The organism is Ruegeria sp. CDSB136 (assembly GCF_059610965.1).
This window is the reverse complement of the sequence record NZ_JBXWOP010000018.1, coordinates 55,799-81,381: the sequence shown is the minus strand read 5'-3', so window position 1 is coordinate 81,381 and position 25,583 is coordinate 55,799. Positions and strand designations below refer to the sequence as shown.

Genomic DNA, 25,583 nt, shown 5'->3' with positions numbered 1-25,583 from the left:
CGATGGTGTGATAATTCAACTAGTATACTTTTGGTAACCTAGATGTCTGAGCGAAGGGACGACGATGCGGGCGCGAATTGATGAGGATGCCAAAGGGCGCCGAAAGGTCTCAGAGGCCTGTCAGGAACCATGTGCAATCGAACGCGGTATGCGGATCATTGGCGGAAAGTGGACGGGGTCGATCTTGTGGCACCTTAGAGATGGCCCAGTGCGCTTCAACGATCTGTCGCGCATGATCGGCGGTGCCAGCAAGAAGATGATCACTGAAAGACTACGTCAACTTGAGGGGCAGGGTCTGGTTCGCCGGCAGGTAATGGATACCGCTCCTGTTTCCGTGCAATATTCGGTTACCGAATTTGGCCAGACAGCTCTTGGTTTTCTTGAAGAGCTTCGAAAGTGGAGCGAAGAATTACCTCAAGAGTTGGATCGAACCATTTGATAATATGAGGGAATGAGTCTGTGGGTAGTTTGAAAGCAATCCACCATGCTGCGGTCATTTGTTCGGACTATGAGCAGTCCAAGGCATTTTATTCAGAAACGCTTGGGTTGGAGATAGTTGCGGAAAATTTCCGGGCCGAGCGGCAATCTTGGAAGCTGGACTTGGCTTTGCCGGATGGTACTCAGATTGAGTTGTTTTCCTTTCCCAACCCGCCCAAACGCACGTCCCGCCCCGAGGCGCTGGGTCTGCGGCATCTTGCGTTTGTTGTAGACGATATCGAGAAGTTGAAAGACAGATTGGAACAGAAGGGTGTTCCCGTCGAAGACATCCGTGTCGATGAATATACCGGACGCCGTTTTACCTTTTTCAGTGATCCGGACGATCTTCCTTTGGAATTGTATGAAGCCGCGCCGACTGCGTTGAAGTGATGTTTCCCGTTCTTTAGGCTGAGCGAAGCAGGGAGGAATGCGCATGGAAGTAAAACCTCTCACCGGTGGATTGGGTGCTGAAATCGTCGGGGCGGACATCCGGCATGAAGATCAATTCGACGCGATTAAGTCAGCCTTCGCAAAGTATTCCGTAGTCGTACTGAGGGGCCAAAACGTTAGACCGCAAGAGCATCTGTCCTTTGCGCGAAGGTTCGGCCCGATTAACGTGAACCGCTTTTTCAAACCTGTCGACGGCTATCCCGAGATCGCCACAGTTTTGAAAGAGAAAGATCAGAAAGAGGCTGTGGGAGAGGGCTGGCATACCGACCACTCCTATGATCAGGAACCGGCCATGGGCTCAATTCTGCACGCCTTGGAAGTCCCGCCGCACGGCGGCGACACGCTGTTTGTGTCAATGGCTGCTGCCTATGAGGCTCTGTCGCCCACGATGCGTGGTTTTCTGAATGGCCTGTGGGCGGTGCATTCCTCTCGCCATGTCTTTGGCTCCAGCAACATGGAATCAGAGGCCGCAAAAAGCGGCAGGCTGGGTAATGCCGAAGCTGCCACGCAAGACGCCTTGCACCCCGTTGTCATCACGCATCCGCTTAGTGGCAGGCGTGGGCTGTTCGTCAATCCTGTGTTCACCACCGAAATCAAGGGGTTGAGCGCAGATGAGTCTGCGGCCGTGCTTGGGATGCTCTATGATCATTGCAAGCAGCCCGAATTCCAATGCCGCCTCCGTTGGCAGGCAGGGGATATCGCCATTTGGGATAACCGAGCCACGTGGCACAAGGCAATCAACGACTACTACGGTTTTCGACGCCTTATGCACCGGGTGACGGTTGAAGGGATTGCCTTGAAGCCGTGAGGCAAGTGGCACAAGGCGGACCTCTGCGACTCAGTTTGGGCGCGACGACGCTGTAACACCCCCCCCCTCGATTCCCGGTGCACTATTTAAAAAAAGGGCGATCGGTATCGAAATTTCTGTTTATTTTCTTGTGCATATAATGCCTGTCGAATTTTCTCTTGTCACAATTGGAACGTTCCATTAAAGATTTTGGAACGTTCCAATTGCGGAGTAAGAGGATGAATTGGGCATTTGTCGGAGCGAGCACAATAGCTTCGCAATACATGTTAGACGCGGTGCGCCGGCAGGCAGGCAACAACGTGACCTGGGTCGTCAGTCATTCTCCAGATCGGGTTCAGACCTGGGCCAAGGAACACGGAATTCCCAACGCAACGACGGACGTGGACGCTGCGCTTTCTGACGAGAACATTCAGGCTGTTTATGTTTCCTCGACCAATGAGAAGCACCACGGTCAGGCCATGGCAGCCATTTTGGCTGGTAAGCATGTTCTATGTGAAAAGCCGCTTGGGATGACTCAGGAGGAAGGTGTCGAAATGGTGCGCGCAGCCGAAGCGGCTGGCGTAACTTTTGGTACAAATCACCACCTGCGATGCTCTGTCAGCCATCGTGCCATTCGTGACCTCATTGCAGACGGGCGCGTCGGCGACGTTCTTTCGCTGCGTATACATCACGCGGTACATTTGCCGGGAAACCTACAGGGGTGGCGCATCAACTCAGCAGATGCCGGCGGCGGCGTGATCCCCGACATCGTCGTTCATGATGCGGATGTCACGCGGTTCCTGCTTAATGAGGACCCGGTTTCTGTCGTTGCGCAAATGGCCAGCTCTGGGATGGGGCAGGGGGTCGAAGACTCGTGCATGTCCGTCTGGACGATGCCTTCGGGCGCGATGGTCATGACGCACGAGAGCTTTACGCACCCATTTGCAGGTTCGGGCCTGCAAGTGCACGGGACCAAGGGCTCGATTTTTGCGGATGGCGTCATGACGCAGCGCCCAGTCGGGGCAATAAAACTGGTGACAGAAGCCGGAAGCGAAGAAATCCCGTTTTCGGAGCATTCGCTCTACATTCAGGGCGTTTCCGAATTTGTCGCCGCAGCAGCGGGTCAGGGCCGTCCAGCTGCGGATGGAACTGATGGAGTGAAATCGCTGTCCGTCGCGCTGAGCGTTCGTGAGGCCGCAGCGTCAGGTAAGCGCATCAACGTAGACTATGGTGGCTTCTGATGACCAAGCTCGTTTCCGTTTCCGAGGCCGTTTCTCGCATTCCTGACAATGCGGTGGTAACCGTTTCGTCGTCCTCGGCATTGGGGTGCCCTGACCTTGTGCTGAAGGCACTTGGAGAGCGGTTTCGCGCGGAGGGGCATCCGCGCAACATTACAACGCTGCACCCTATCGCCGCCGGGGATATGTATGGCGTGAAGGGCATGGATTATCTGGCGCAGGATGGATTGCTAAACCGCGTTCTCGCCGGATCATACCCGTCGGGCCCTTCCAGCCTTGAGATGCCGGAAATCTGGAAAATGATCGTCGAGGATCGGGTCGCCGCATATAACGTGCCTTCGGGAATTCTGTTCGACATGCATCGCGAGGCCGCAGCGCATCGGCCCGGTGTTCTGACGCAGGTCGGGCTTGAGACCTTCGTGGACCCTGTCCGCGAAGGGTGCGCGATGAATGCGCGTGGCGCGGCAGCACCTATCGTGCACCGGAGAGAGTTCGACGGTCAGACCTGGCTGCACTTTCCGAACATCAACCCGAACGTATGTGTTTTGCGCGCAACAACGGCGGATGAGTTCGGCAACCTGACCTATGAACACGAAGGTGCTTATCTGGGCGGGCTGGAGCAAGCGATCTGTGTACGCAACCACGGTGGGATCGTGATCGCACAGGTTCAACGTGTGACTGCCGCCGGAAGCTTGCGCCCCCATGACGTGCGCGTGCCGGGGCATCTGGTCGATCTGATCGTTGAAGACCCGAAGCAGATGCAAACGACGGAAACGTCGTACGACCCTGCGATCTCTGGCCAGATTATGCGCCCTTGGGACAGCTTTTCACTGGCCGAGCATGGCGTCGAAAAGGTCATCGCCCGCCGCGCCGCGCAAGAGCTGCGCACAGGCATGAGCGCCAATCTGGGCTTTGGAATCAGCGCCATGGTCCCGCGTGTCTTGTTGGAAGAGGGGCATCCTCAGGCTGTGACATGGGCGATCGAGCAAGGGGCCGTTGGAGGCGTCCCATTGACCGGCTTTGCCTTTGGCTGCGCGTCCAACGCACATGCTTTCGTGCCATCCCCACAGCAATTCATCTATTTCCAGGGCGGCGGCTTCGACATGTCGTTCCTTTCTTTCCTTGAGGTCGATGTCGAAGGCAATGTGAACGTCTCCAAACTTGGTAAGAAGCCCTATCTGACTGCAGGGTGCGGTGGCTTTGTCGATATTACCGCGCGCGCCAAGAAGATCGTGTTCTCGGGCTGGTTCGAAGCCGGCGCCAAGATTGATCTGGCGAATGACGGTATCCGTGTGAAGGCCCCCGGAAAATTCACCAAGATGGTGGATCAGGTCGAGCATGTCACATTCTCCGGCCGCCGTGCCCGGGAAACCGGTCAGGACGCGCTGTATGTAACCGAGCGCTGCGTTATTCGCCTGTCAGATCAAGGTCTGGTTGCGACGGAAATCATGCCCGGAATTGAGGCGCAGCGCGACATTGTTGAAGCTTCGGGCGGTCGCGTCAAAGTCGCGGAGAACGCGGTTCAGATGTCCAAATCTCTGTTCGCAGTTGGCCCGATGGGGATGACGCTGTGAGCAAGCTTGGGTTTCATATCGAGGGTGCGACCGCTGTGCTGACATTGGACAACGTGTCCAAGCTCAATGCTCTGACGGTGGACATGCTGAATGCGCTGGAGGCTCGTCTGCAAGAGGTCGAGCGTGACGCATCCATTCGTGCGCTTGTTCTGACCGGTGCAGGGGAAAAAGCGTTCTGTTGCGGGGCCGATATTGGCGCATGGGGTGGTCTGAGTCCCGCCGAATTCGCGCGCCATTGGGTCCGTGACGGCCATCGGATCTTTGACCGTCTGGCACGGATCGGCAAACCGACGATTGCTGCGATCAATGGCCACGCCTTTGGCGGCGGGCTGGAGCTGGCCAGTTGTTGTGATCTGCGTCTGATGACCCCGCGCGCCACGCTGGCCTTGCCCGAAGCCAAGGTTGGAATCGTGCCGGGCTGGTCCGGGACGCAACGGTTGACCCGGCTGATCCCCGAGGCTGCGGTGAAGGAGATGGCACTCTTCGGGCGCCGTATTGGTGCCGACCGTGCGCTGGCTTTAGGCTATGCGACCGAGGTGATTGACGAGGTTCTGGCGCGCGCGCTTGAGATCACCGCCGATCTTAGCGACCTGTCGCCCCGCGCCACCGAAATCTCGAAAAACATGATCCACGCTGCGGTCGGTGAGGACAGCCATGCTGCGGTCGAAGCCCTCGGCAGTGCAGCAATTGCCGCCTCGGCGGACCGCGTAGAAGGCGTCGCGGCGTTCATGGAAAAACGAAACCCAACATTTTCGGGCCTTTGAAATTATGAAAGACATCGCAATCAACCCTGCCATCCCGTTCGAGCTGCCGCCTCTGTTTGAAGGCCGGCACCTCATCAATGGCATATGGCAGGACAGCGCCTCGGGTGAGACGTTCGAGCGCCGCTCTCCTTCGCACGGCCACATCGTCAGCCGTTCGGCCATGGGGGGAGAGGTTGAGACCCAGGCCGCGATCCAGGCGGCGCGCAAGGCGTTCGACAGCGGTGCCTGGAGCCGTGCTTCGGGCAAGGAACGCGCCTCCGTCTTGCTGAAAGTCGCCGATTTGATCGAGCAGGACGTTGACCGGATTGCCCTGATCGAAACACTGGAAAGCGGCAAGCCGATCAGTCAATCCAAGGGCGAAGTTGGCGGTGCCGCAGATCTGTGGCGCTATGCGGCCTCATTGGCACGCAGCACCCACGGCGACAGTCACAATACTCTTGGCATGGACATGATGGGTGTTGTGTTGAAAGAACCCATCGGTGTCGTGTCGATCATCACGCCTTGGAACTTTCCGTTCTGGATCCTCAGCCAGAAACTGCCATTTGCACTGGCCGCAGGCTGTACTGTCGTCGTGAAGCCATCCGAGATGACGCCGTCGACGACCTTGATGCTGGGCGAGTTGCTGGTCGAAGCAGGATTGCCCGCCGGTGTCTGCAATATCGTGCTTGGTTATGGCGTTCCCGTCGGGAGCGTGATGTCCGGTCACAAGAGCGTGGATATGGTCAGCTTTACCGGATCGACAGCCGTGGGCAAGACGATCAGCGCAGTTGCGTCTGGCACGCTCAAAAAGGTCGCGCTCGAGCTTGGGGGCAAAAACCCGCAGGTCATCTTTCCCGATGCCGATCTGGATGCAGCGGCGGATGCCGTTGTGTTTGGCATCTATTTCAATGTCGGCCAGTGCTGCAATTCAAGCAGTCGCATCATTGTGCACGAAGACATCGCCGACGATTTCCGAGGGCGTGTCGTTGCCTTGTCGCGCAAGGTCAAATTTGGCGATCCATTGGACCCGACGACGCAAGTCGGAGCTATCGTAACGCCCGAGCACAACTCAAAGATAGACGCTTATGTCAAACAAGCGAAAGCGTGCGGCGCGACTATAGACTTGGGTGGTAAGCCGCTAGAGGTCGATGGCCTGGGTGATCAGTTCTACCAGCCGACAGTGATTTCTGGCGTCTCGCCAGAAATGCCCATCGCCCGCGATGAGGTATTTGGACCGGTTCTGTCCGTTTTGACCTTCAAAACACTGGACGAAGCAATCGCGCTAACCAATGATAGCGCTTACGGTCTGTCGGCAGGGGTCTGGAGCGAAAACGTTCACACCTGCCTTGAGTTCGCCCGTCGTGCAGAAACGGGAACGGTCTGGACCAACACCTGGATGGACGGATTCCCGGAGGTCGCCTTCGGTGGGTTCAAACAATCCGGGCAGGGGCGGGAAATCGGACGTTACGGGTTCGAGGAATTCTTCGAAGTGAAATCAGTAGTCATGCGCTTCGGCAACAGCCGAGCGCCATGGGTTCCGCAAGATTAAGACCGGGCACCGGATTGGTCCCGAATAAGAAGAACGCATTAAGGGAGGAAACAAGAATGCGTAAACTGCTGAAGACAAAATCGCTGTTTGTGGCCGGTCTGCTCTGCACGACCAGCCTTGCGCACGCGGAAGACGTGGAAGTTCTGCACTGGTGGACTTCAGGTGGTGAGGCCGCAGCGTTGAATGTTCTCAAGGAAGACCTGTCCGGGCAGGGAATCGGTTGGACCGATATGCCCGTTGCGGGTGGTGGTGGCGAACAGGCGATGACCGTTCTGAGGGCTCGTGTGACTGCCGGTAACGCGCCGACTGCTGTTCAGGCTTTGGGCTTCGACATTCTGGACTGGGCCAATCAGGGCGCGCTGGCTGATCTGAATGAGGTCGCAGCGAAAGAAGGATGGGATGATGTCGTCCCGGATGCTTTGAAGGCCTTTGCCAAGCATGACGGCAAATGGGTCTCGGCACCAGTCAATGTGCACTCGACCAACTGGGTCTGGGCGAACAAAGCGGTGCTGGACGCCAACGGTATTGCACAGCCCACCAACTGGGACGAATTCGTCGCGGCGGTTGAGGCGTTGAAAGCTGCCGGTGTCACACCGATCGCGCATGGTGGTCAGGCCTGGCAGGATGCGACCATCTTCGATGCTGTGGCGATGTCGACACTTGGGCCCGATGGCTACAAAGCAGCCTTCGTTGACCTGGACGAGGAAACACTTGGTGGCGACGCCATGAAGGAAGCGTTCGACCGTATGGCGTTCATTCGCGACAACGTGGATGAGAATTTCTCGGGCCGCGACTGGAACTTGGCGACTGCAATGGTCATCAACGGTGAAGCCGGTTTCCAGATGATGGGTGACTGGGCCAAAGGCGAATTCCTGAACGCGGGCAAAGTGCCGGGTGAGGACTTTTTGTGCTTCCGCTTCCCGGGTACTCAGGATCAGGTCACCTTCAATGCTGACCAGTTCATGATGTTCGATCAGGGCGGTTCGGTGTCGGCTGAACAGGCCGCGCTGGCCAGCGCGATCCTTTCACCATCCTTCCAGATTGCTTTCAACAAGGTGAAGGGCTCTGTCCCGGCTCGTACTGACGTGGATGGCAGTGATCTGGATGCTTGCGGCCAACAGGGCATGAAGGATCTGGCAGCAGCGGCTTCGTCGGGCAACTTGTTTGGTTCGATGGCGCACGGCCATGCCGCGCCGGCATCAGTGAAGAATGCGGTCTATGACGTCGTCACAGCCCATTTCAATGGCGAGTATGACAGCGAGACTGCAGTGGTTGAACTGGTCGACGCAGTTTCGATCGCCAAGTGATCTTATCGTGATCCTCCCGATGGGGCGGCAGGTTGGCCGCCCTGTCACCAAGTGGGCGCAATCGCTCCGACCTACAACTACCCGAACGAGGAGGGCGCGCCATGGCTGGTTCAGCCGACGCGGATTTCAAGACACGCCTTCAGAACTGGATTCCCAAGCTGGTCCTGTCCCCATCGATCGCGATGATGACGGTCTTTGTCTACGGTTTCATTCTGTTTTCGGTCTACCTGTCCTTTACTGACAGCCGCATTCTGCCGACCTTTGGTTGGGTCGGGTGGGAAAACTACGATAAGCTGTGGCGGCTCAGCCACTGGGAAACATCGCTGATCAATATGGGCATCTACGCCAGCCTGTATATCGTGATCTGCACCTGCCTCGGGCTGGGTTTGGCAATCGTCCTTGATCAGAAAATCCGCGGCGAGGGGCTGTTGCGCCCGATCTACCTGTATCCGATGGCGCTAAGTTTCATTGTCACGGGTACCGCCTGGAAATGGTTTCTTGACCCGGGTATCGGCCTTGAGAATGTGATGCACACCTGGGGTTGGACCAGCTTCGAGTTCGACTGGATCAAGAACCGGGATTACGCAATCTACACGGTTGTTCTGGCGGCCGTATGGCAGACCAGCGGTTTCGTGATGGCGATGTTTCTGGCCGGCCTGCGTGGTATCGACAATGAAATCCTTCGGGCCGCGCAGATGGATGGGGCCTCGAACTGGAACCTCTATCGCCGGATCATCATCCCGCAACTGCGCCCTGCATTCTTGTCAGCCTTCGTGATCCTCAGCCACCTGGCGATCAAGACCTTTGACCTTGTGATTGCGTTGACGGGAGGCGGACCGGGCCGTGCGACCGAACTGCCCGCGACCTTTATGTATTCCTACACCTTTACGCGGAACCAGATGGGGATCGGCGCGGCCTCGGCCACGATCATGCTGATGACCATCGCGGCGATCATGATCCCCTATCTTTATGCCGAATTGCGGGAGAAACGCTGATGTCCCAAGCAACTCAGGATACCGCAATCCGCACTGGCCGCGTCACGCGCACCTTGATCTATCTGGTGCTGCTGCTGTTCGGTCTGTTCTACCTGCTGCCGCTTTACGTCATGCTGGTAAACTCGGTGAAACCGCTGGAGGAGATCACCGGCGGTGGCATGATGAACCTGCCACAGGTGTTCACGTTGGAGCCTTGGTTCAAGGCATGGTCCTCGGCTCAGATCGGTGTCGATCCTACGGGGTTGAAGCCCTACTTCTGGAACTCGATCAAGATGGTTGTTCCGGCGGTGATCGTTTCGACCATCCTTGGCGCGCTGAACGGCTATGTACTGACCAAGTGGCGCTTCAAATATGACACCATCCTATTCGGTCTGATGCTGTTTGCCTGCTTCATTCCGTTCCAGATCGTGCTGATCCCGATGGCGCGGATGCTGGGTATCATCGGGCTGGCGGGTACCACTTGGGGTCTGGCACTGGTGCACGTGGTCTATGGGATTGGCTTCACCACGCTGTATTTCCGCAACTACTACGCCGTGTTCCCGACCGAGCTTATCCGGGCTGCCCAGATTGATGGGGCCGGGTTCTTCCAGATCTTCTGGCGCATCCTTCTGCCCAGTTCCGGGCCGATCGCAGTGGTGTCGATCATCTGGCAGTTCACCAACATCTGGAATGACTTCCTGTTCGGTGCATCCTTTGCCGATGCCAACAGCCAACCGATGACCGTTGCGCTGAACAACCTCGTGCAGTCTTCCACCGGCGTGAAGGAATACAACGTTCATTTTGCAGGCGCCATTCTGGCCGCCATGCCAACTCTGCTCGTCTACATCGTGGCCGGACGGTACTTCGTCCGCGGCCTGATGGCGGGTTCCGTGAAAGGATAAGGCCTCATGGGTTTTCTGGACATAGACAACGCGACCAAATCCTACGGGGCGGTCGAGGTTCTGCACAAGGTCGATATTTCGGTGCAGGAGGGTGAGTTCCTGGTGCTGGTCGGTCCGTCGGGCTGCGGCAAGTCGACCCTGCTGAACATGATCGCGGGGCTGGAAGAGATCACCAGCGGCGAAATCCGTATCAAAGATCAAGTTATGAACGGGGTGCACCCGTCGAACCGCAACATCGCTATGGTTTTCCAAAGCTATGCGCTTTACCCCAACATGACTGTGGGGCAAAACATCACCTTCGGGCTTGAGATGCACGGGGTGCCCAAGTCTGAGCGCGAGAAAGCGATGCAAGAAGTCGCCAAGCTGTTGCAAATCGAGCAATTGCTGGATCGCAAGCCCGGGCAGTTGTCGGGTGGTCAGCGTCAGCGGGTTGCAATGGGTCGCGCGCTGGTGCGAAACCCTGATGTCTTCCTGTTCGATGAGCCGCTTTCGAACCTTGATGCCAAGCTTCGGGTCGACATGCGAACTGAGATCAAGAAGCTGCATCAGAACCTCGGGACCACCATCGTCTACGTGACCCACGACCAGATCGAGGCGATGACTCTTTCAAGCCGCATCGCTGTGATGAACGGCGGCTACGTGCAGCAACTGGGCACGCCGCAGGAAATCTATGACACGCCCGCGAATATCTTCGTCGCGACGTTTATGGGCTCGCCCGCAATGAACGTGGTACCGGCCAAGGTCACGGTATTGAATGGTCGCCCTCACGCAGAGGTCGCCGTTCACGACGGATCTATGGCGCAATTGCCGTTCAGTCAGGACAATCTGGCCGCTTGGGACGGTCGTGATATCCTGCTGGGCATCCGGCCTGAGACGATCACTGACATGGATGGTGCGGACAGAAAGTCGTCGAACATCGCGCAGATGACCAACCGTATCGTGGTGACAGAACCTGCCGGATCGGACACCTTCGTCTCGATGCAATTGGGCGGCCGAGATGTGATCGCGCGCATGCGCTCGGATGCCGAGGTTGCACCGGGACAGGATTTCAACTTTGCGGTGAACATGGAAAAGGCAGTGGCCTTTGATCCGGAAAGCGAGATGCGGATCCTTCCATGAAAAGGGCTGACGTTATAATCATTGGGTCGGGTATCGGGGGGGCAACGCTGGCTGCAGCGTTGGCTCCGTCTGGCCGTCGTATTCTGATCCTTGAAAGGGGAGAGCGGTTGCAGCCCTCACCTCAGGATCGAGACCCAAGGGCGATCTTTGCCAATGGGCACTTCCGCCCCGATGAAACATGGCTGGATGGAGCAGGCAAGCCTTTCAACCCCGGAAACTACTACTGCGTTGGTGGCAATTCCAAGTTCTACGGCGCAGCTTTGATCCGCTATCGGAAAGAGGATTTTGCGCCGCGTCAGCACATGGGGGGGCATTCGCTCGGCTGGCCCATTTCCTACGAAGTGCTGGAGACGGATTACTCCACCGCAGAACAGCTTTACGACGCGCGTGGCACCACTAAAGAAGACCCCACCGAACCGCCGCACAGTAGGGGTTACCCGCACCCACCTGTGCCGGATGAGGTTGATATTGCAGACCTGAGAAACCGGCTAAGCCACACAGGCCTGACGCCATCCTCAGTACCGTTGGGCGTGGATATCGATACCTGGTTGCAGGCCGGGCAAACGACTTGGGATGCGTTTCCCAATACATGCAGTGGCAAAATGGATGCCGAAACCTGTGCGATCGCCAAGGCAATGAAGCACGGGAATGTCGAACTGTTGACTGGTGCGCGTGTCCGAAAACTAACGGTTGGTGCCGATGGTCGCGTTACGAGTGTCGAGGTTGACGGCCACGGTACCCTGCGCGCGCCGGTCATCGCGCTTGCAGCAGGCGCGGTTCAGTCCTCGGTCCTGTTGCTGCAGTCCGCGAATGACAATTGCCCAACCGGTCTTGCCAATCGGTCCGATCAAGTCGGGCGGAATTTTATGAACCACAATTGTTCGGCGGTGCTGGCCCTTCATCCGTTGCGTCGAAACAGAGCAGTCTATCAGAAAACGTTGATGTTTAACGATTATTACAACAGCGACGGGCAGGGTGGTTTGCCATTGGGCAATATTCAGATGCTGGGAAAGATCACCGGGCCGATCCTTTCGTCGCAATCTCACCTACCGGGGCCGATTGCAGCGCTAATCGCCGATCGCAGTTTTGATTTCTATGCCATGTCCGAGGACCTGCCGAACCCGGACAGCCGGGTTACGGTCGAAGGAGACCAGATCACACTGGACTGGAAACGCTCGAATTGGGCAGCGCACGAGGCCCTTGTCGCACGGTTAAAGGCGCATCTGAAACAGGCAGGGTTTCCTGTGATACTTTCTCGACCATTTGATCGGCGCACACCGTCGCATCAATGCGGCACGGCCCGGATGGGCAACGACCCGGATAGCAGTGTCGTCGACACGTTTTGCCGAAGCCACGACCACAAGAACCTATTCATTGTCGACGCTTCTGTCCTTCCGACGTCTGCTGCGGTTAACCCGGCCCTTACGATAGCCGCGCTGGCGCTCAGGGCGGGTCGTCACATTATTGAAACGGAGTTTTCCGTATGACCGGAACAGCATTGGTGACCGGAGGACAGCAGGGTATTGGCCTTGGGGTGGCCCGCGCTTTGATTGCGGCGGGGTACAGGGTCGCGGTGGCCTCTAGATCGGCACCTGAAAAACCGGCTGTGCAGGCGGCTTTGGCCGAGCTTGGCCCAAACGCGATTTATGTGCAGCACGACGTGTCTGACATTGATCACGTACCGGTGTTGCTGGACCAGATCGAAGCCGAGTTGGGGCCGATCACAGCCCTGATCAACAATGCTGGTGTCGGGGCACCGGTACGTGGCGACATGCTGGATCTGACGCCTGAAAACTGGGACTTCGTGCAAAATATCAACCTGCGCGGCGCGTTCTTTCTGGCGCAGGATGTGGCCCGGCGCATGTTGGAGCAGCCGCAAGCCACCTATCGTTCGATAACCTTTGTAACCTCAGTCAGTGCCACGATGGTGTCGATTGAACGGGCCGAGTACTGCGTGTCCAAAGCGGCCGCGGCGATGATGGCCCAGCTATTCGCGGTGCGCATGGCCCCCCATGGCATCGGCGTTTTTGAACTGCGACCGGGCATCATCGCGACTGAGATGACGGCGGGCGTGCGCGACAAGTACACCGACCGTATCGAAGGCGGTCTTGTTCCCGCAGCACGCTGGGGTAAGCCCGAGGACATCGGGGCCGTCGTTGTCCCGCTGGTTCAGGGGCAGATGCATTTTGCCAACGGCGCCGCCATCCCGGTGGACGGCGGTCTGTCGATCTCACGTCTTTAACGCAGGGCACATCAGAATGTCTGAAGGATTTGATTTCATTGTTGTCGGAGGCGGCTCGGCAGGTTCGGTTATCGCCGCGCGCCTTTCCGAAGAACCGTCGGCGAAAGTGCTGTTGTTAGAGGCCGGCTCAACCGACCGCCACCCGTTCTTTCACCTGCCCGCCGGGTTTGCAAAAATGACCAAGGGCATCGGCAGCTGGGGTTGGTCCACGGTTCCGCAAAAGCATATGCAGAACAAGGTTTTCACCTACACGCAGGCCAAGGTGATTGGCGGCGGGTCGGCAATTAACGCGCAGATCTACACACGAGGCGCGGCGCAGGACTACGATGACTGGCGACAGATGGGGTGCGAGGGGTGGAGCTATGCTGACGTGCTGCCCTATTTCAAAAAGTCCGAAGACAATGACACTTATGAAGACGAATTCCACGGCAAGGGCGGACCGCTGGGCGTGTCCATGCCCGCAGCACCTCTGCCAATCTGCGACGCCTATATTAAGGCCGCCGGGGAATTGGGGATTCCTGAAACACGCGATGTGAATGGCGCGAAACAGGATGGCGCGGGGTACTATCAGTTGACCCAGCGCAACGCGCGGCGCTCATCTACCGCGATGGCGTTTATTGCGCCCAACCGCAGCCGCCCGAACCTGACGGTGCGCACCGGAGCACAAGTCCGCCGCATCATTGTGGACAAGGGCAGGGCGACTGGAGTCGAGATGGTGAACGGGGACAAGATCTCCGCCGCGAAAGAAGTCATTCTTTCCTCGGGTGCCATCGGTTCACCGCGCTTGTTGCAACTATCGGGCATTGGGCCAGCGGATCATTTGGACAGTCTTGGTATCGACGCGGTTTATCATCAACCTCAGGTCGGCGCGAACCTGCAAGACCATTTGGACTTGTACTCGATCTGCGAAGTGACCGGCCCGCACACCTACGACCGTTACGCTAAGCTGCACCTTTCAGCCTTCGCAGGCCTGCAATATCTTTTCACCCGCAAGGGACCGGTCGCGTCCAGTCTGTTTGAAACGGGTGGGTTCTGGTACGCCGATCCGGATGCGCGCTCACCTGACCTTCAAATGCATCTGGGGCTTGGCACCGGAATCGAGGCAGGGGTCGAGGCGATGCCCAATGGTGGAGTTACCCTGAACGCCTGTTTCCTGCGCCCAAGGTCACGCGGAACCGTCCGGTTGCAAAGCTCAGACCCCGCGGTCATGCCGCTGATCGATCCCAACTATCTGGCGGATTCTTATGATCGCGAGATGTCCATTCGGGGTCTAAAGCTGGTGCAGAACATCCTCGCACAGGATGCGCTGAAGCCGTACATCTTGGCCGAACGCTTGCCGGGTCCGGATGTGAAGACCGAGCAGGAGTATTTCGACTTTATCTGCGTGCATTCCAAAACATCGCACCACTGCGCTGGAACCTGCCGAATGGGCAGTGATGCCGAAGCGGTGCTGGATCCGCGTCTGCGCTTCAACGGGATCGAAAGGCTGCGCGTCGCGGACGCGTCGATCATGCCGACGGTCAATTCATCGAATACCAACGCACCGACAATTATGATCGGCGAAAAGGCTGCTGACATGATCAAAAAAGATCAAGGCTTCTGAAAATGATCCGCCACATCGTACTGACCAAATTTCGCCCCGACGTGACCGAAAAGACCATCGGAGTCATCTACAAGGGCCTCGCAGCAGTATCTGAGGCCCTTCCCGGCGCCAGCGGGTTCACCGGGGGGCGCAGTAAAAGTCCCGAGCAGATCGAACGCGGATACATGCATGGGTTCGTAATCGATTTCGACGATTGGGCGGCGCTGGAGACGTATCAGAACAACGAAACACACAAGGCGTTGGGCGCGCAACTTGTCGAGAACGCCGTAGGCGGTATCGACGGTATTCTGGTTCTGGATTTGGAGGTTTGAAACAATGAAACTGATTTTGCCAAATCCCGAAGGGAAGCTTGAACCCTATGCGCTGACTGGGACGCCATTGGTGCCGCGTGCGCCGCAAGTGCCTCTGACGCGGACGGCCTTTGCAGCAGCGCATGTGGTTTCAGACCCGCTGGCAGAACGTAGCCCTTGGGATGGACGCCCGGCCGTTGACTGGGACGCGACCTTGAGTTTTCGTCAGGGGCTTTGGGATCAGGGGCTGGGCCTGGCCGAGGCGATGGATACCGCGCAACGGGGTATGGGGGTCGATTGGGAGACCGCGTTGGAATTGATCCAACGCACGATGAAGGCTGCGCAGGCACACCCGTTGTCGCCTCGGGTGGCTTGTGGGGCAGGGACCGATCACTTGCCGCTGAGCGCGTTGAACACAGCGGGTGAAATCCTGTCAGCCTACGAGCATCAGGCCGAGGCGATTGAAGCCGTCGGAGGGCAATTGATCCTTATGGCGTCACGCGCCTTCCCAGCTATCGATGCGGGTCCGGACACCTACCATGATGTTTATCGCACGCTGATCGATGGGGCTGCGGTACCCATAATTCTCCATTGGTTGGGGGACATGTTCGATCCTGCGCTTAAGGGCTATTGGGGCAGTGCGGATGTTGATACGGCCAGTGATTTTGTGCTGTCCTTGATCAAGGAAAACCCTGCCAAAGTTGACGGAATCAAGATCTCTTTGCTGGACCAAGCGCACGAAGAAGCCTTCCGCGCTCGGCTGCCGGAAGGTGTACGCCTTTATACCGGGGACGATTTTAACTATGCGGACCTAATTGTCGGGGATGGAACACATTTTTCCCATGCTCTTCTTGGGATTTTCGCTGCTATCGCTCCAGCCGCCAGCCAAGCGCTTGAGGCGCTTGCGATGAATGACATGGATCGCTACAGTGCTCTGTTCGCGCCGACGGTGCCACTCAGCCGTGAGATTTTCCGCGCACCAACCCGGTTCTACAAGGCCGGTATTACGTACTTGGCGTGGCTGAACGGGTCGCAGTCCCATTTCATCATGCCGGGTGGCTTCCAATCCAGCCGCGACATCTGCCACTACGCGCAGGTCTTCAGGCTGGCGGATCAGGCCGGTTTGCTCTCGGATCCGGAACTGGCTAAAGCACGGATGACCACGCTTCTCAACCTGCATGGAGTTGAACAATAGCCTAAATGCGCAGACCCACGATCATAGATGTCGCCAACTCGGCGGGCGTTTCCAAGTCGACGGTCAGCCTTGTTTTGCAGGGCAGTCCGCAGGTGAAGCCAGAGACACGCAAGCTGGTTCATGCCGCCATGAAAGAGATTGGGTATGTCTACAACCGGTCGGCGGCAAATCTGCGATCCACGGGAACGGCGCTCATAGGCTTGGTTATCAACGACCTGAACAACCCATTTTTTACTGAGTTTGCGACTTCCTTGCAGATGGCACTGGGGTCCCGAGGCTATGCGGTTGTTGTGGCTAATACAAACGAAGACCCCGAGCTTCAGGATCAGGTGGTGGGCGCGATGCTGGAGCATGGGGTTTCCGCCTTGATCCTATCGCCTGCTTACGGCGATGTCTCAAACACCCTTTCCGCGGTCGAGCGAGCTGGCATCCCTTTGATGCAGGTCTTGCGACAGGTTGAAAGCGAAACGGGCAGATTTCCCTTTATCGCCCCTGATTACGCAGAGGGTGGGCGCGCGGCAACACAGTACCTGATCGAATCGGGCGCGCGGAACATCGCCTTCATCGGTGGTCTGGATGGCGCCGAAGTCACTCAGGAAAGACTGTCCGGCTATATCAGAGCAATGAAAGACAACCACTTGCAGCCTGTTGTTAAAACAGGGGAATCCAGCCGATCATTTGGACATAAGGCAACAGTCAGCCTCTTCAAGGAGCAACCGGCGTGCGATGCCGCAGTTTGTTTCAATGATCTTGTTGCTTTTGGGATGATTAATGCCTGCCATGAAGCTCAAGTGAAGATTGGCACGGAGTTTCAGATTGTCGGTTTCGACGACATCAAGGAAGCATCAGAATGCTGGCCAGCTTTATCTACAGTACGTTGCGGCGTATCCGAGTTTGGAGAAAAAGTCGCGGACACTGTTTTGCTGTGGCTGCAGGATGGAGTCGCGCCAGCGCGGCACACGCGCACTTCAACGCGCTTGGTTTTGCGGCAAACCACGAAAGACACAGTATAGCAGAAGGTTATACCGGCCCTTGTCGAGAAGCTCCTAGCGTCTTGTCAGAATAACTTGGGTTGTGGTGGGTAGGGTGCTCTCGTAGCTTTCGCGCATGATTAAACAGTCGCCATTCAATTACTTCAAGACCAGTCCAGAGGTCATTCGTTTGGCTGTAATGCTATACGTTCGGTTCCCATTGCCGCTTCAAAACGTGAAAGATCTAGTGCGTGTACAGGGAATTGAGGTGAGCCACGAAACCGTCCGATTTTAGTGGAACAAGTTCGGCCCGATGTTTGCCTCCGAGACCAGGCAAGAGCGAGCCCAGCAACTGCTCGCATTCTCGAAACAGAAGCAGCACGTGGATGAGGTCTTTGTGAAGGTGAATGGCAAGAGACACAACCTTTGGCGGGCCGTTTATCACGAAGGCAAGGTGCTGGAAGCCGCTTTCACCAAACGCCGAAACAAAGCTGCAGCATTGATATTCCTCAAGAAGTTATTGAAGCGCCATAGTTGTGTCGATGAGATCGTGACCGACTGTTTTGCACCCTATTAGGCTGCGCTCAGACAATTGGGTGCTCTCAAAAACAAAGGACGGGCAGGTGGCCCAACAACTGCGTCGAGAAATCACTTCTCCCGTTTCAACGACGCGAACGCGCCATGCAACGTTTCAGGCGCATGCGAAGCTTACAGAAATGCGCCTCCGTCCACTCCTGCATCTATAACCACTTCAACCCGGAAAAATCGCTAGCCAGCCGTGACACCTTCATGCTGACGCGCGCCGCCGCTCTGGCCGAGTGGCGCGAAATTGGCGCGAGATAAAAGACAGTGTCACCGGCTTATCAGAGTCGCGTTCGAATTCGTCTGACAGCTCCGCCACCAGAACAGGTTATAACTCGGAATTGCTCTGCGAATCCTTCTTATTGTTTTGTTTGCTCTGGGGGTGGGGTCTTTCGTAGCCTCTATCGATGATTTGGAAGTCACCATTCATGTGCCTCAACGCCGGTCCCAAGATCGTTCGGCTTCGCGTCATATCAAACGGCCCTCTGAGTACTCGGTGCGCAGGAAAAGCAAAAAGAAGGATCCCTTCGACCAAAACGTGAAGCAGGGTCTGGTCAGCGCATGACAAATGGGTTCGACATTGGCCGGTCTGACGTATTCAGCCAGACGGTTTTGGTCCGCGTGTAATCGTGAATAGCCTCGACGCCCGCCTCCCTGCCATAACCGGATTGATTAAAGCCACCGAAGGGCGCGATTGGGGACACGGCGCGGTAGGTGTTGATCCAGCAGATTCCCGATTTCAATCGCGATGACACACGATGGGCACGGGCGACATTTTCGGTGAAGACGCCAGACCCAAGCCCAAACTGCGAGTCGTTGGCCAATGCGATGGCTTCATCTTCCGTTTCGAAAGCCAACAGGGACATCACAGGACCGAACATTTCGACCTTCAGGGTCTCTGTCTCGGCACTTGTGCATTCAACCAGCGTCGGGGCCATGTAGTTTCCTGGCCGGTCCAGTGGCGTACCACCAAAACGGATGCGCGCGCCTTGTTCTGTGGCCTTTGCCAAAGTCGCCTGAATTCTGGCAATCTGGGCGTCGGTACAAAGCGGGCCGATATGGGTGGCTTGTTCCAAAGGATCCCCGATAACGACGCCCTTTATCTTCTCTTCGATCTTTTCGGCCAGGGCATCCATCACCGGACGATGTATCAGCCCGCGTGACCCAGCCACGCAGCTTTGGCCTGAGGCGCCAAAGTTTCCTGCAATCAGGCCGTTTGCAGCGCCATCCAGGTTGGCATCATCAAAAACTATGATCGGAGACTTGCCGCCCAACTCCAACGTGGTTACCGCAAAGTTTTCAGCCGAGTTGCGTACCACGTGGCGTGCTGTCTGCGGTCCGCCAGTGAACGCGATCCGGTCGACCTCGGGATGCCGGGTGAGGGGGATCGAACAATTCTCGGCATCGCCTGTAATGACGGAAACAACACCGGGCGGAAAACCCGCTTCATCGATCAGCCGCGCAAACTCCAGCATCGGAGCGGGTGCAATTTCTGATGCTTTCAGCACGACCGAACAACCCGCCGCAAGAGCCGGTCCAAGCTTGGTTGCGGTCAGGAACATTTGTGCATTCCAGGGCACGATCGCGACCACCACGCCAATAGGTTCGCGCCTGGTAAAGACATGCATATCCGGTTTGTCGATCGGAAGGACCGCACCTTCGATCTTGTCTGCGAGCCCTGCATAGTATCGATAATAGTCACCGACATAGGCTGTCTGGCTTGCGGTTTCGGCCAGTAGTTTTCCGCTGTCCTTTGTCTCGAGCTCGCCCAGGAGCTTGGCGTGCTGTTCGATCAGGTCCGCAAGCCTGTACAGGAGTTTGCCGCGAGCGGTTTGCGTCATGTCGCGCCACGTCGGGTCATCAAGGGACCGGCGCGCCGCAGAAACGGCGCGGCCCACGTCATCTTCAGAAGCGCAGGCGAAACTGGACCATTCCTCACCCGTCGCGGGGTTTTGCGAACTCATCACCTGTCCGCGCGATCCTTCGGTCCATTCGCCGTCAATATAGAGCTGAAAGTGTGGTTTCTGGTTCATGATCGAGCCTCACTGAAACTTTGGCATTACGTCGTCAATGAAACGCGCCAGCGATGCGCGCTTGCGCTCGAAGCTCATGCCGCTGTCGATCCAGTACGAATACTCATCATAGCCAAGGTCTTCGTAGCGTTTCAGACGATCCGTGACCCCATCCGCGGTACCGGCGGTCAGATCACGAGCCAGGTTTTCCGGGGCCATCATAGCGTTGGCCGCCATCTCTTCGTCCGTCAAATCCTGGATCAAGCCCTGTTGGACTGGCCGCTTGTTTTGGAACCAGGCCCCGAAGTAATTGTAGAAGCGGGACAAATCCTTTGCGGCCCGGCCCAGGTCAGCATCGTCGCGGCCGACATAGGTGTGGTGCAGCAGCATGATCTTGGGGCGCGGGCCTTCGTAATTTGTGCAGGCGTCTTCAAAGCGACCCATCAGCGTTTCTATTTCCTCCATGCCCTGCCACAGCGGCGTAACCTGGATGTTAAAGCCGTTCTGTACGCCGAACTCATGGCTGTTTGGATCCCGCGCCGCGATCCAGATGGGCGGTCCGCCGGGTTGTACGGGCTTGGGGGCCGAGGTTGTGGCCGGGAATTGAAAGAACACTCCCTCATGCGCACAGTCACCGTCCCAAAGCTTGGGCAGGAGGGGGGCGATTTCGCGCATACGCTGGCCGGCTTCCCACGCATCCATGCCGGGCATCATCCGTTCATACTCGTAGGAATAGGCACCGCGCGCGATGCCCAGCTCAATTCGACCGCCCGTCATAAGGTCGGCCGCTGCCGCTTCGCCGGCCAGCTTTATCGGATGCCAGAATGGCGCAATCACTGTACCGGTGCCAAGCCGCACGTTTTTGGTGTGATGTGCAATATCCACCAGTGACATCAGCGGGTTGGGCGCGATGGTGAAGTCCATGCCATGGTGCTCGCCAGTCCAGACAGCGCGCATTCCGGCCTCATCGGCCATCTTGCACAGCTCAATGAACTCTTCATACAGCTTCTCATGGGGCTGATCGGGGCTCAGCCGCTCCATGTGTGCAAATAGAGAAAACTCCATCATTCAGGTCCTTTCGGAGAGGCTGTGCGTGTCGCCCTGTTGCGCGTTGCCGAGGTAAAGTGAGAAGTCGCGGGTTCGGCTTTCCAGTGCATAACGAGACATCATGGTGGCGATTGGAGGCGTCGCGTAAGAAAGGGTCGCCAAATCCTTGATTGCGACCGCCTCGAGATTGCCGTGCCGTGGAAGTTCCGCCGCATTGGCAAGTATGTAGACATGGTGCGTCGTGGCATCGTCATAGACCGAGTAGGCAACGCCCAGACGCGCGTCTATTCCACGAGCGTGCAGGTCTTGCCGAAGGCCGTTTCGCAATTGGCTCCGGTCTGAAAGCGTGACCTGGGGCGGTCTGAAACCAGCATCGTTTTTCTCCAGCAACACATGCCCTTCATGTTCGATGATTGCGCCGCAGACGACCTTTCGCCCTGTGGGTTCAAGCGCACCGCGTTCCAGACCGAGACTGAAATACCGTCCGTTCGCAAAGCCAAGCGCTGGGGTTTCGTTGTGGGAATACGCCTCGACCTGCCCGATCAAAACGCAGTGGTCGCCTGCCTCGACCACCTGATGGGTCCGGCAGGAGAACGTCGCGACCGCGCCGTCGATCAGTGGAATGCCGCGCGTGTCGAGGGTGTGGCCAGCTTTGGCAAAACGATCACCTTTGAAGCCGGCGAATGTGTTGGACACTTCTTCTTGCCCCTCGGCCAGAATGTTCACTGCAAAATGGTCGCAGGCTGAGAACTCGTTGTATGAAGACAGGCTTTTGCCGGGGCAGACCAAGATTAGCGGCGGGTCAAGCGAAACCGATGTGAAGGAATTTGCCGTGAAGCCCACGGCAGCGCCAGAGGCATTTCGTGTGGTAACGACTGTCACGCCGGTCATGAAGCTGCCAAAAGCGCGCCGGAGTTCACGGGGGTCGAGTTTGGTCATGGTTGCACCTCGCTCAGAAAGCTGGAAATGGCGGCGTTGACCTGAATTGCATGTGTCATCGGCATCATATGTGCCGCCCCGTCAATGACCTGCGCCCGCCCGTTCGGAGTGGCATCTGCCATGTCGCGGGACATGTCGGGGGTGGAGTTCGGCTCCAGACTGCCGGTCAGAAAAAGCGCGGGGCAGGCGAGTTTCTCCAACTCGTCGCGCCGCGGACTTTGGCTTTGGGCAAAAACCGTATAGGCCAACTTGTAGGCTGCTGGATCCATGGCCTTCAGCCACTCACGACAGGCATCGCGTTCAGGTGAGGCGGCATCGCCGAACCACCGGCGCAACGTGCCCGTCGGATCGGCACGTGTTTCGCCGTCCAGTTCCGAGGCCCGATCCTGTACCGCCTGCGCTGCTTTTGCAGTGCGTTCAAAAATGGCGTTCAAAGCCACGACACCACGGACCTGATCCGGTGCTTTGGCGGCAAGTTCCAGCGCGATCATGGCGCCCATCGAGTGGCCCACTAAAACGACCGGCCCTTTCAGACAACCCAGAACACTCAATGCCGCAATGATGTAGTCCGACAGCTCGCCGCCTGAATCACCAAGCGGGCTTTCTCCGTGACCGGGCATATCCGGAGCGGTCAGGTGATTCGCAGAGGCAAGTGCGTCCAACTGAGCGCCCCAGGCTTCAGCCCGCAGGCCAACGCCATGCAGCAACAGAACGTCCGGTCCTGAGCCAGCTTGAATTGCGGCCAGCCCGCCGACCTCAGACCGCGGCCGGGTTGTCCACGTCATGGCCCAAGTCCTTAAGGTCCTGATAGCGGTCGCCGATGCGGTGATGCGGTCTGCCCGAGGTTGCCGCGCCCAGTACAACGACAATCTCGTCGTCGCGCGGCGCGTCCGGGATCGAGAATTGAATGGTCAGGTAGTGAGAACGCCGACCGGCATCGTTCTTGTCCATCAATGGCACCATGATCGGCGCATTCGCCGGGCCACGTGTGTTTGTAAACGCCAGATAGGATTTAGCGGCAACCGCCTGCCGGTAATGATTGCCGAACCGCAGAGTATGAATAAGGCCCGAAGCATGCTCGACCTCGCCATTCAGCCCGACGACGGCTGCCTTGCCATAGGCTTCGATTGCGTCACCACTCCCGGCCAATGCAATCATGCGGTCTGTCATCATCTTGCCAAGAACGGGGCCATAGGCCTGGATTTCAGGTTTAAGGTCTTCGATGTACCGACCGGCCCATGGATTGGTGACTATTGCGGCCACGGCAAACATGCGCCACGGGGTTTCCACGGGGCGAAATCCTTCGACAAGAACCTCCTCATCGTAGGTTACAATTTTGCGTATCTCTGGCTGCATCTTACCCCTCCTGTCGCGCCGGCAGAGGTTAGAAACGAGCGTGGATTTTGACAAATGATTGAATTATGTGCTTTCACATTAAAAAGACTAATGGCCAGCTTGACCAATGGGAAAATCACTTCCACCTCTGACCTGGTTCCGATCCTTTGAGGCCGCGGCGCGCACCCTGAGCTTTACGGCGGCTGCAGAAGAAATCGGGCTGACACAATCGGCAGTTAGTCAGCAGGTGAAATCTCTTGAGATGCGATTGGGGACCGCACTTTTTGTCCGGCATCCGCGCAGTCTGGCCCTGACAGATGCCGGGCGAAAACTGTTGCCCGAAGTTGGCAGCGCGCTTGAAGTCCTGGCTGCCGCCGCCGGAAGGGCCGATGCCAGCGCACCGGGCAATGTTTTGACGGTGGCGACATCTGTCAGCATCGCACAATGGGTCATCGCCCCACATCTTTCGGACTTCGCCACGCGCCATCCCGAAATTAGCGTACGGCTGTTAAGCGCAATCTGGCCTGACGATTTTCACGCGTCCCAGGCTGACGTTCAGGTCCGGTTTGGGTCAGAAAAACAAGTGGGGCAGGGGTCCGAGCGCTTAAGGCCGGACGGCCTGGTTGCGTTCAAGGCGCCGACACTTGCCGGAGACCCGTTTGACCTTCCCCTGATTGAGGCAGTCGGTACGTCAAGCGGTTGGAATACATGGTTCGAAAAGCAGGACGTGCGGCGTCAGCCAACCGTTTTTGTCGATACATTCGGCATGGCGCTACAACTGGCCGTTCATGGCAGCGGGGTCGCTCTGGTCAGCGAATTGCTGGCGAAACACGCGATTGCGTCCGGTCTGGTCGAACGCGCGCATAGCTGCTCTGTCGAATGCAACGAAGGATATTACCTTTCCGCCGATACCTCCAATCCCGCAGCCGTGTTGTTTCATGACTGGTTGCTTGAACAGATTAGCGATTGATCAGGCATCGACACTTAATAGTCCGTGCCGTTTTCAGGGTTTCACAATCATTTTTCGTGGTCGTTGGCACAAACACTCTGCAGGCCCGCTTTCCCTGATCAGGATCGACTCGGTAATCGCAAGACCCCAATCATCCATCCAAAGTCCCGGCATAAAATGAAACGTCATGCCAGCTTCGAGGATCGTATTGTCTTCGTCCCGCAGCGAAATCGTGCGTTCACCCCAATCCGGAGGATAGCTGAGGCCGATGGGATAGCCGCAGCGAGCACCGCGTTCGATCCCGGCGCGTTCGAGCGGTGCGGCCAGCGCCTTGGCGATATCACTTGCACGATTGCCGGGCCTTGCGGCCTCCAGACCTGCTTCCAGCCCTTCAACCAAAGCTTCCTCGGCTCTTTTGAGGTGATCAGGTGGCTGACCCAGAAATATCGATCGACAGAAAGGCGCGTGATAGCGGCGATAGCACCCTGAAAGCTCAAAGAACGTGCATTCACCCGACTTGAAAACATCACCATTCCAAGTCAGATGCGGCGCGGCGGCGTCGGACCCTGACGGCAGAAGTGGCACGATGGCGGCGTAGTCCCCCCAATCATCACCTACGCCCGTTATCGCATCATGGTATATCTGCGCGACCAGTTCATTCTTTCGCAACCCGGGTTCAACGCGTTCAAGGACGCCGTCAGTAACAAACTCCGATATTCGGGCCGCCTTGCGCATCAGGGTGATTTCTTCGTCGGATTTCACGGCTCGTTGCCAGTTTACCAAAGCCGTTGCATCAATCACTGTTGCCTCAGGCAATTCAGACGTCAGCGCAATATGGGCTTTGGCCGAGTAGTAGTAGTTGTCCAGTTCCACCCCAATTCGGCTAGCGCCATGCCCGCATCTGACAATCAGCTGCGCCAAATCCTGCATCGGATGCCGTGTGGTCGATTGCACGAAATGATCCGCGTATCCGAAAACTCGATCGTCCTCCATCCACACTGTGCGCAGCGCGCCGTTTGTGTCCTGACGGCGTCCCCACCAGATCGGGTCCGCGTCCAGAAAAATCAGGACGCCCTGGTGAACGTAAAAAGACCAACCCTCGTACCCGGTGAGCCACCCGATGTTCGAGGGATCTTCGACAAACAGGCAGTCTATTCCCTTTGCAACCATCGCCTCTCGGGTCTTGGCAAGACGGCGATCATACTCGGCCTGACTGAAGGCTGGATCGGAATGGGTCATTGGCGTCTCCAGTTAGCAACAGACTTTGGTTGACAGAACCCTACCGATCGGCTCACGTC

The 25,583-nt window shown here is 57.3% G+C and carries 24 protein-coding genes and 1 pseudogene; 19 read left to right on the top strand and 6 right to left on the bottom strand.

The features are described 5' to 3' along the window. Positions 1-64: 64 nt before the first annotated feature. The 18 genes and pseudogenes from AC2FIR_RS18405 (at position 65) to AC2FIR_RS18320 (ending at position 18,264) form a co-directional block, all read left to right on the top strand. Positions 65-439 carry a winged helix-turn-helix transcriptional regulator gene (locus tag AC2FIR_RS18405; RefSeq protein ID WP_170816692.1) on the top strand — a complete coding sequence of 125 codons (375 nt, stop codon included), beginning with the start codon at positions 65-67 and terminating at the stop codon, positions 437-439. Positions 440-459: 20 nt separating this feature from the next. Further along, the gene (gene gloA2 / locus AC2FIR_RS18400; RefSeq protein ID WP_480714203.1) at positions 460-867 is read left to right on the top strand and encodes an SMU1112c/YaeR family gloxylase I-like metalloprotein; all 408 of its coding nucleotides are present in this window, start codon (positions 460-462) and stop codon (positions 865-867) included. 43 nt (positions 868-910) lie between these two features. Beyond that, on the top strand, positions 911-1,735 hold the full coding sequence (locus AC2FIR_RS18395; RefSeq protein ID WP_496744274.1) for a TauD/TfdA dioxygenase family protein: 825 nt from the start codon (positions 911-913) through the stop codon (positions 1,733-1,735). Between the two features lie 218 nt (positions 1,736-1,953). Beyond that, positions 1,954-2,955 (top strand): Gfo/Idh/MocA family protein, encoded by a 1,002-nt coding sequence (locus tag AC2FIR_RS18390; protein WP_496762861.1) that lies wholly within the window; start codon positions 1,954-1,956, stop codon positions 2,953-2,955. Continuing rightward, a complete protein-coding gene (locus tag AC2FIR_RS18385; protein ID WP_496744276.1) occupies positions 2,955-4,526 on the top strand; it encodes an acyl CoA:acetate/3-ketoacid CoA transferase in 1,572 nt (523 codons plus the stop codon). Before AC2FIR_RS18390 ends, AC2FIR_RS18385 begins: the two co-directional genes overlap by 1 nt. Beyond that, a complete protein-coding gene (locus tag AC2FIR_RS18380) occupies positions 4,523-5,290 on the top strand; it encodes an enoyl-CoA hydratase/isomerase family protein (protein ID WP_496744279.1) in 768 nt (255 codons plus the stop codon). The genes AC2FIR_RS18385 and AC2FIR_RS18380 overlap by 4 nt, the downstream gene beginning before the upstream one ends. A gap of 4 nt (positions 5,291-5,294) precedes the next feature. Further along, on the top strand, positions 5,295-6,818 hold the full coding sequence (locus AC2FIR_RS18375; RefSeq protein ID WP_496762860.1) for an aldehyde dehydrogenase family protein: 1,524 nt from the start codon (positions 5,295-5,297) through the stop codon (positions 6,816-6,818). Positions 6,819-6,874: 56 nt separating this feature from the next. After that, positions 6,875-8,125 carry an ABC transporter substrate-binding protein gene (locus AC2FIR_RS18370; protein WP_170614504.1) on the top strand — a complete coding sequence of 417 codons (1,251 nt, stop codon included), beginning with the start codon at positions 6,875-6,877 and terminating at the stop codon, positions 8,123-8,125. 101 nt (positions 8,126-8,226) lie between these two features. Next, positions 8,227-9,120 (top strand): carbohydrate ABC transporter permease, encoded by an 894-nt coding sequence (locus AC2FIR_RS18365; RefSeq protein WP_170614505.1) that lies wholly within the window; start codon positions 8,227-8,229, stop codon positions 9,118-9,120. Next, positions 9,120-10,001: a carbohydrate ABC transporter permease gene (locus tag AC2FIR_RS18360; RefSeq protein WP_170614506.1), complete on the top strand. Its 882-nt coding sequence runs from the start codon at positions 9,120-9,122 to the stop codon at positions 9,999-10,001. Before AC2FIR_RS18365 ends, AC2FIR_RS18360 begins: the two co-directional genes overlap by 1 nt. A gap of 6 nt (positions 10,002-10,007) precedes the next feature. Beyond that, positions 10,008-11,120, top strand: coding sequence for an ABC transporter ATP-binding protein (locus tag AC2FIR_RS18355; RefSeq protein WP_496744283.1), 1,113 nt, complete (start codon positions 10,008-10,010; stop codon positions 11,118-11,120). Continuing rightward, the gene (locus tag AC2FIR_RS18350) at positions 11,117-12,607 is read left to right on the top strand and encodes a GMC oxidoreductase (RefSeq protein WP_496762859.1); all 1,491 of its coding nucleotides are present in this window, start codon (positions 11,117-11,119) and stop codon (positions 12,605-12,607) included. The genes AC2FIR_RS18355 and AC2FIR_RS18350 overlap by 4 nt, the downstream gene beginning before the upstream one ends. Further along, entirely contained in the window at positions 12,604-13,362 is a 759-nt protein-coding gene (locus AC2FIR_RS18345) for a 3-ketoacyl-ACP reductase (RefSeq protein WP_170614509.1), read from the top strand. Before AC2FIR_RS18350 ends, AC2FIR_RS18345 begins: the two co-directional genes overlap by 4 nt. 16 nt (positions 13,363-13,378) lie before the next feature. Then, positions 13,379-14,965: a GMC family oxidoreductase gene (locus AC2FIR_RS18340; protein ID WP_496744286.1), complete on the top strand. Its 1,587-nt coding sequence runs from the start codon at positions 13,379-13,381 to the stop codon at positions 14,963-14,965. Between the two features lie 2 nt (positions 14,966-14,967). Further along, positions 14,968-15,276 (top strand): Dabb family protein, encoded by a 309-nt coding sequence (locus AC2FIR_RS18335; protein WP_170680582.1) that lies wholly within the window; start codon positions 14,968-14,970, stop codon positions 15,274-15,276. A gap of 4 nt (positions 15,277-15,280) precedes the next feature. Further along, positions 15,281-16,450: a dihydrodipicolinate synthase family protein gene (locus AC2FIR_RS18330; protein WP_170614512.1), complete on the top strand. Its 1,170-nt coding sequence runs from the start codon at positions 15,281-15,283 to the stop codon at positions 16,448-16,450. Positions 16,451-16,455: 5 nt separating this feature from the next. Further along, complete coding sequence (locus AC2FIR_RS18325) at positions 16,456-17,463, top strand: LacI family DNA-binding transcriptional regulator (RefSeq protein ID WP_170680580.1); 1,008 nt, start codon at positions 16,456-16,458, stop codon at positions 17,461-17,463. Positions 17,464-17,557: 94 nt separating this feature from the next. Then, a pseudogene (locus AC2FIR_RS18320) lies at positions 17,558-18,264 on the top strand (IS6 family transposase). 293 nt (positions 18,265-18,557) lie between these two features. Here AC2FIR_RS18320 and AC2FIR_RS18315 read toward each other — a convergent pair. From AC2FIR_RS18315 to AC2FIR_RS18295, 5 genes are read right to left on the bottom strand one after another with little or no spacing between them, the layout of a single operon-like run. Next, positions 18,558-20,036, bottom strand: a complete 1,479-nt coding sequence (locus tag AC2FIR_RS18315; RefSeq protein ID WP_496744289.1) for an aldehyde dehydrogenase — start codon at positions 20,034-20,036, stop codon at positions 18,558-18,560. Between the two features lie 9 nt (positions 20,037-20,045). Continuing rightward, positions 20,046-21,080: an LLM class flavin-dependent oxidoreductase gene (locus AC2FIR_RS18310; RefSeq protein ID WP_496744291.1), complete on the bottom strand. Its 1,035-nt coding sequence runs from the start codon at positions 21,078-21,080 to the stop codon at positions 20,046-20,048. A gap of 3 nt (positions 21,081-21,083) precedes the next feature. Continuing rightward, entirely contained in the window at positions 21,084-22,001 is a 918-nt protein-coding gene (locus tag AC2FIR_RS18305) for a flavin reductase family protein (RefSeq protein ID WP_496744293.1), read from the bottom strand. Next, the gene (locus tag AC2FIR_RS18300) at positions 21,998-22,786 is read right to left on the bottom strand and encodes an alpha/beta fold hydrolase (RefSeq protein ID WP_496762858.1); all 789 of its coding nucleotides are present in this window, start codon (positions 22,784-22,786) and stop codon (positions 21,998-22,000) included. The genes AC2FIR_RS18305 and AC2FIR_RS18300 overlap by 4 nt, the downstream gene beginning before the upstream one ends. Continuing rightward, positions 22,758-23,357, bottom strand: coding sequence for an amino acid synthesis family protein (locus tag AC2FIR_RS18295; protein WP_480905161.1), 600 nt, complete (start codon positions 23,355-23,357; stop codon positions 22,758-22,760). Before AC2FIR_RS18295 ends, AC2FIR_RS18300 begins: the two co-directional genes overlap by 29 nt. Before the next feature lie 106 nt (positions 23,358-23,463). Here AC2FIR_RS18295 and AC2FIR_RS18290 point away from each other — a divergent pair, with 106 nt between their 5' ends. Beyond that, positions 23,464-24,306: a LysR family transcriptional regulator gene (locus tag AC2FIR_RS18290; protein WP_496744297.1), complete on the top strand. Its 843-nt coding sequence runs from the start codon at positions 23,464-23,466 to the stop codon at positions 24,304-24,306. Between the two features lie 33 nt (positions 24,307-24,339). Here the strand turns inward: AC2FIR_RS18290 and AC2FIR_RS18285 are convergent, their stop codons facing one another. Further along, positions 24,340-25,524, bottom strand: a complete 1,185-nt coding sequence (locus tag AC2FIR_RS18285; protein WP_496744299.1) for a M24 family metallopeptidase — start codon at positions 25,522-25,524, stop codon at positions 24,340-24,342. Between the last annotated feature and the right edge of the window lie 59 nt (positions 25,525-25,583).

What these genes read in the sequence shown, in the direction of transcription:
- AC2FIR_RS18300 (WP_496762858.1), bottom strand. Translation starts at nt 22,786, where the DNA reads ATGACGTGGACAACCCGGCCGCGGTCTGAGGTCGGCGGGCTGGCCGCA.
- AC2FIR_RS18345 (WP_170614509.1), top strand. Translation starts at nt 12,604, where the DNA reads ATGACCGGAACAGCATTGGTGACCGGAGGACAGCAGGGTATTGGCCTT.
- AC2FIR_RS18335 (WP_170680582.1), top strand. Translation starts at nt 14,968, where the DNA reads ATGATCCGCCACATCGTACTGACCAAATTTCGCCCCGACGTGACCGAA.
- AC2FIR_RS18285 (WP_496744299.1), bottom strand. Translation starts at nt 25,524, where the DNA reads ATGACCCATTCCGATCCAGCCTTCAGTCAGGCCGAGTATGATCGCCGT.
- AC2FIR_RS18325 (WP_170680580.1), top strand. Translation starts at nt 16,456, where the DNA reads ATGCGCAGACCCACGATCATAGATGTCGCCAACTCGGCGGGCGTTTCC.
- AC2FIR_RS18385 (WP_496744276.1), top strand. Translation starts at nt 2,955, where the DNA reads ATGACCAAGCTCGTTTCCGTTTCCGAGGCCGTTTCTCGCATTCCTGAC.
- AC2FIR_RS18395 (WP_496744274.1), top strand. Translation starts at nt 911, where the DNA reads ATGGAAGTAAAACCTCTCACCGGTGGATTGGGTGCTGAAATCGTCGGG.
- AC2FIR_RS18315 (WP_496744289.1), bottom strand. Translation starts at nt 20,036, where the DNA reads ATGAACCAGAAACCACACTTTCAGCTCTATATTGACGGCGAATGGACC.
- AC2FIR_RS18355 (WP_496744283.1), top strand. Translation starts at nt 10,008, where the DNA reads ATGGGTTTTCTGGACATAGACAACGCGACCAAATCCTACGGGGCGGTC.
- AC2FIR_RS18365 (WP_170614505.1), top strand. Translation starts at nt 8,227, where the DNA reads ATGGCTGGTTCAGCCGACGCGGATTTCAAGACACGCCTTCAGAACTGG.
- AC2FIR_RS18370 (WP_170614504.1), top strand. Translation starts at nt 6,875, where the DNA reads ATGCGTAAACTGCTGAAGACAAAATCGCTGTTTGTGGCCGGTCTGCTC.
- AC2FIR_RS18340 (WP_496744286.1), top strand. Translation starts at nt 13,379, where the DNA reads ATGTCTGAAGGATTTGATTTCATTGTTGTCGGAGGCGGCTCGGCAGGT.
- AC2FIR_RS18330 (WP_170614512.1), top strand. Translation starts at nt 15,281, where the DNA reads ATGAAACTGATTTTGCCAAATCCCGAAGGGAAGCTTGAACCCTATGCG.
- AC2FIR_RS18310 (WP_496744291.1), bottom strand. Translation starts at nt 21,080, where the DNA reads ATGGAGTTTTCTCTATTTGCACACATGGAGCGGCTGAGCCCCGATCAG.
- AC2FIR_RS18290 (WP_496744297.1), top strand. Translation starts at nt 23,464, where the DNA reads ATGGGAAAATCACTTCCACCTCTGACCTGGTTCCGATCCTTTGAGGCC.
- AC2FIR_RS18405 (WP_170816692.1), top strand. Translation starts at nt 65, where the DNA reads ATGCGGGCGCGAATTGATGAGGATGCCAAAGGGCGCCGAAAGGTCTCA.
- AC2FIR_RS18350 (WP_496762859.1), top strand. Translation starts at nt 11,117, where the DNA reads ATGAAAAGGGCTGACGTTATAATCATTGGGTCGGGTATCGGGGGGGCA.
- AC2FIR_RS18295 (WP_480905161.1), bottom strand. Translation starts at nt 23,357, where the DNA reads ATGCAGCCAGAGATACGCAAAATTGTAACCTACGATGAGGAGGTTCTT.
- AC2FIR_RS18390 (WP_496762861.1), top strand. Translation starts at nt 1,954, where the DNA reads ATGAATTGGGCATTTGTCGGAGCGAGCACAATAGCTTCGCAATACATG.
- AC2FIR_RS18360 (WP_170614506.1), top strand. Translation starts at nt 9,120, where the DNA reads ATGTCCCAAGCAACTCAGGATACCGCAATCCGCACTGGCCGCGTCACG.
- AC2FIR_RS18375 (WP_496762860.1), top strand. Translation starts at nt 5,295, where the DNA reads ATGAAAGACATCGCAATCAACCCTGCCATCCCGTTCGAGCTGCCGCCT.
- AC2FIR_RS18305 (WP_496744293.1), bottom strand. Translation starts at nt 22,001, where the DNA reads ATGACCAAACTCGACCCCCGTGAACTCCGGCGCGCTTTTGGCAGCTTC.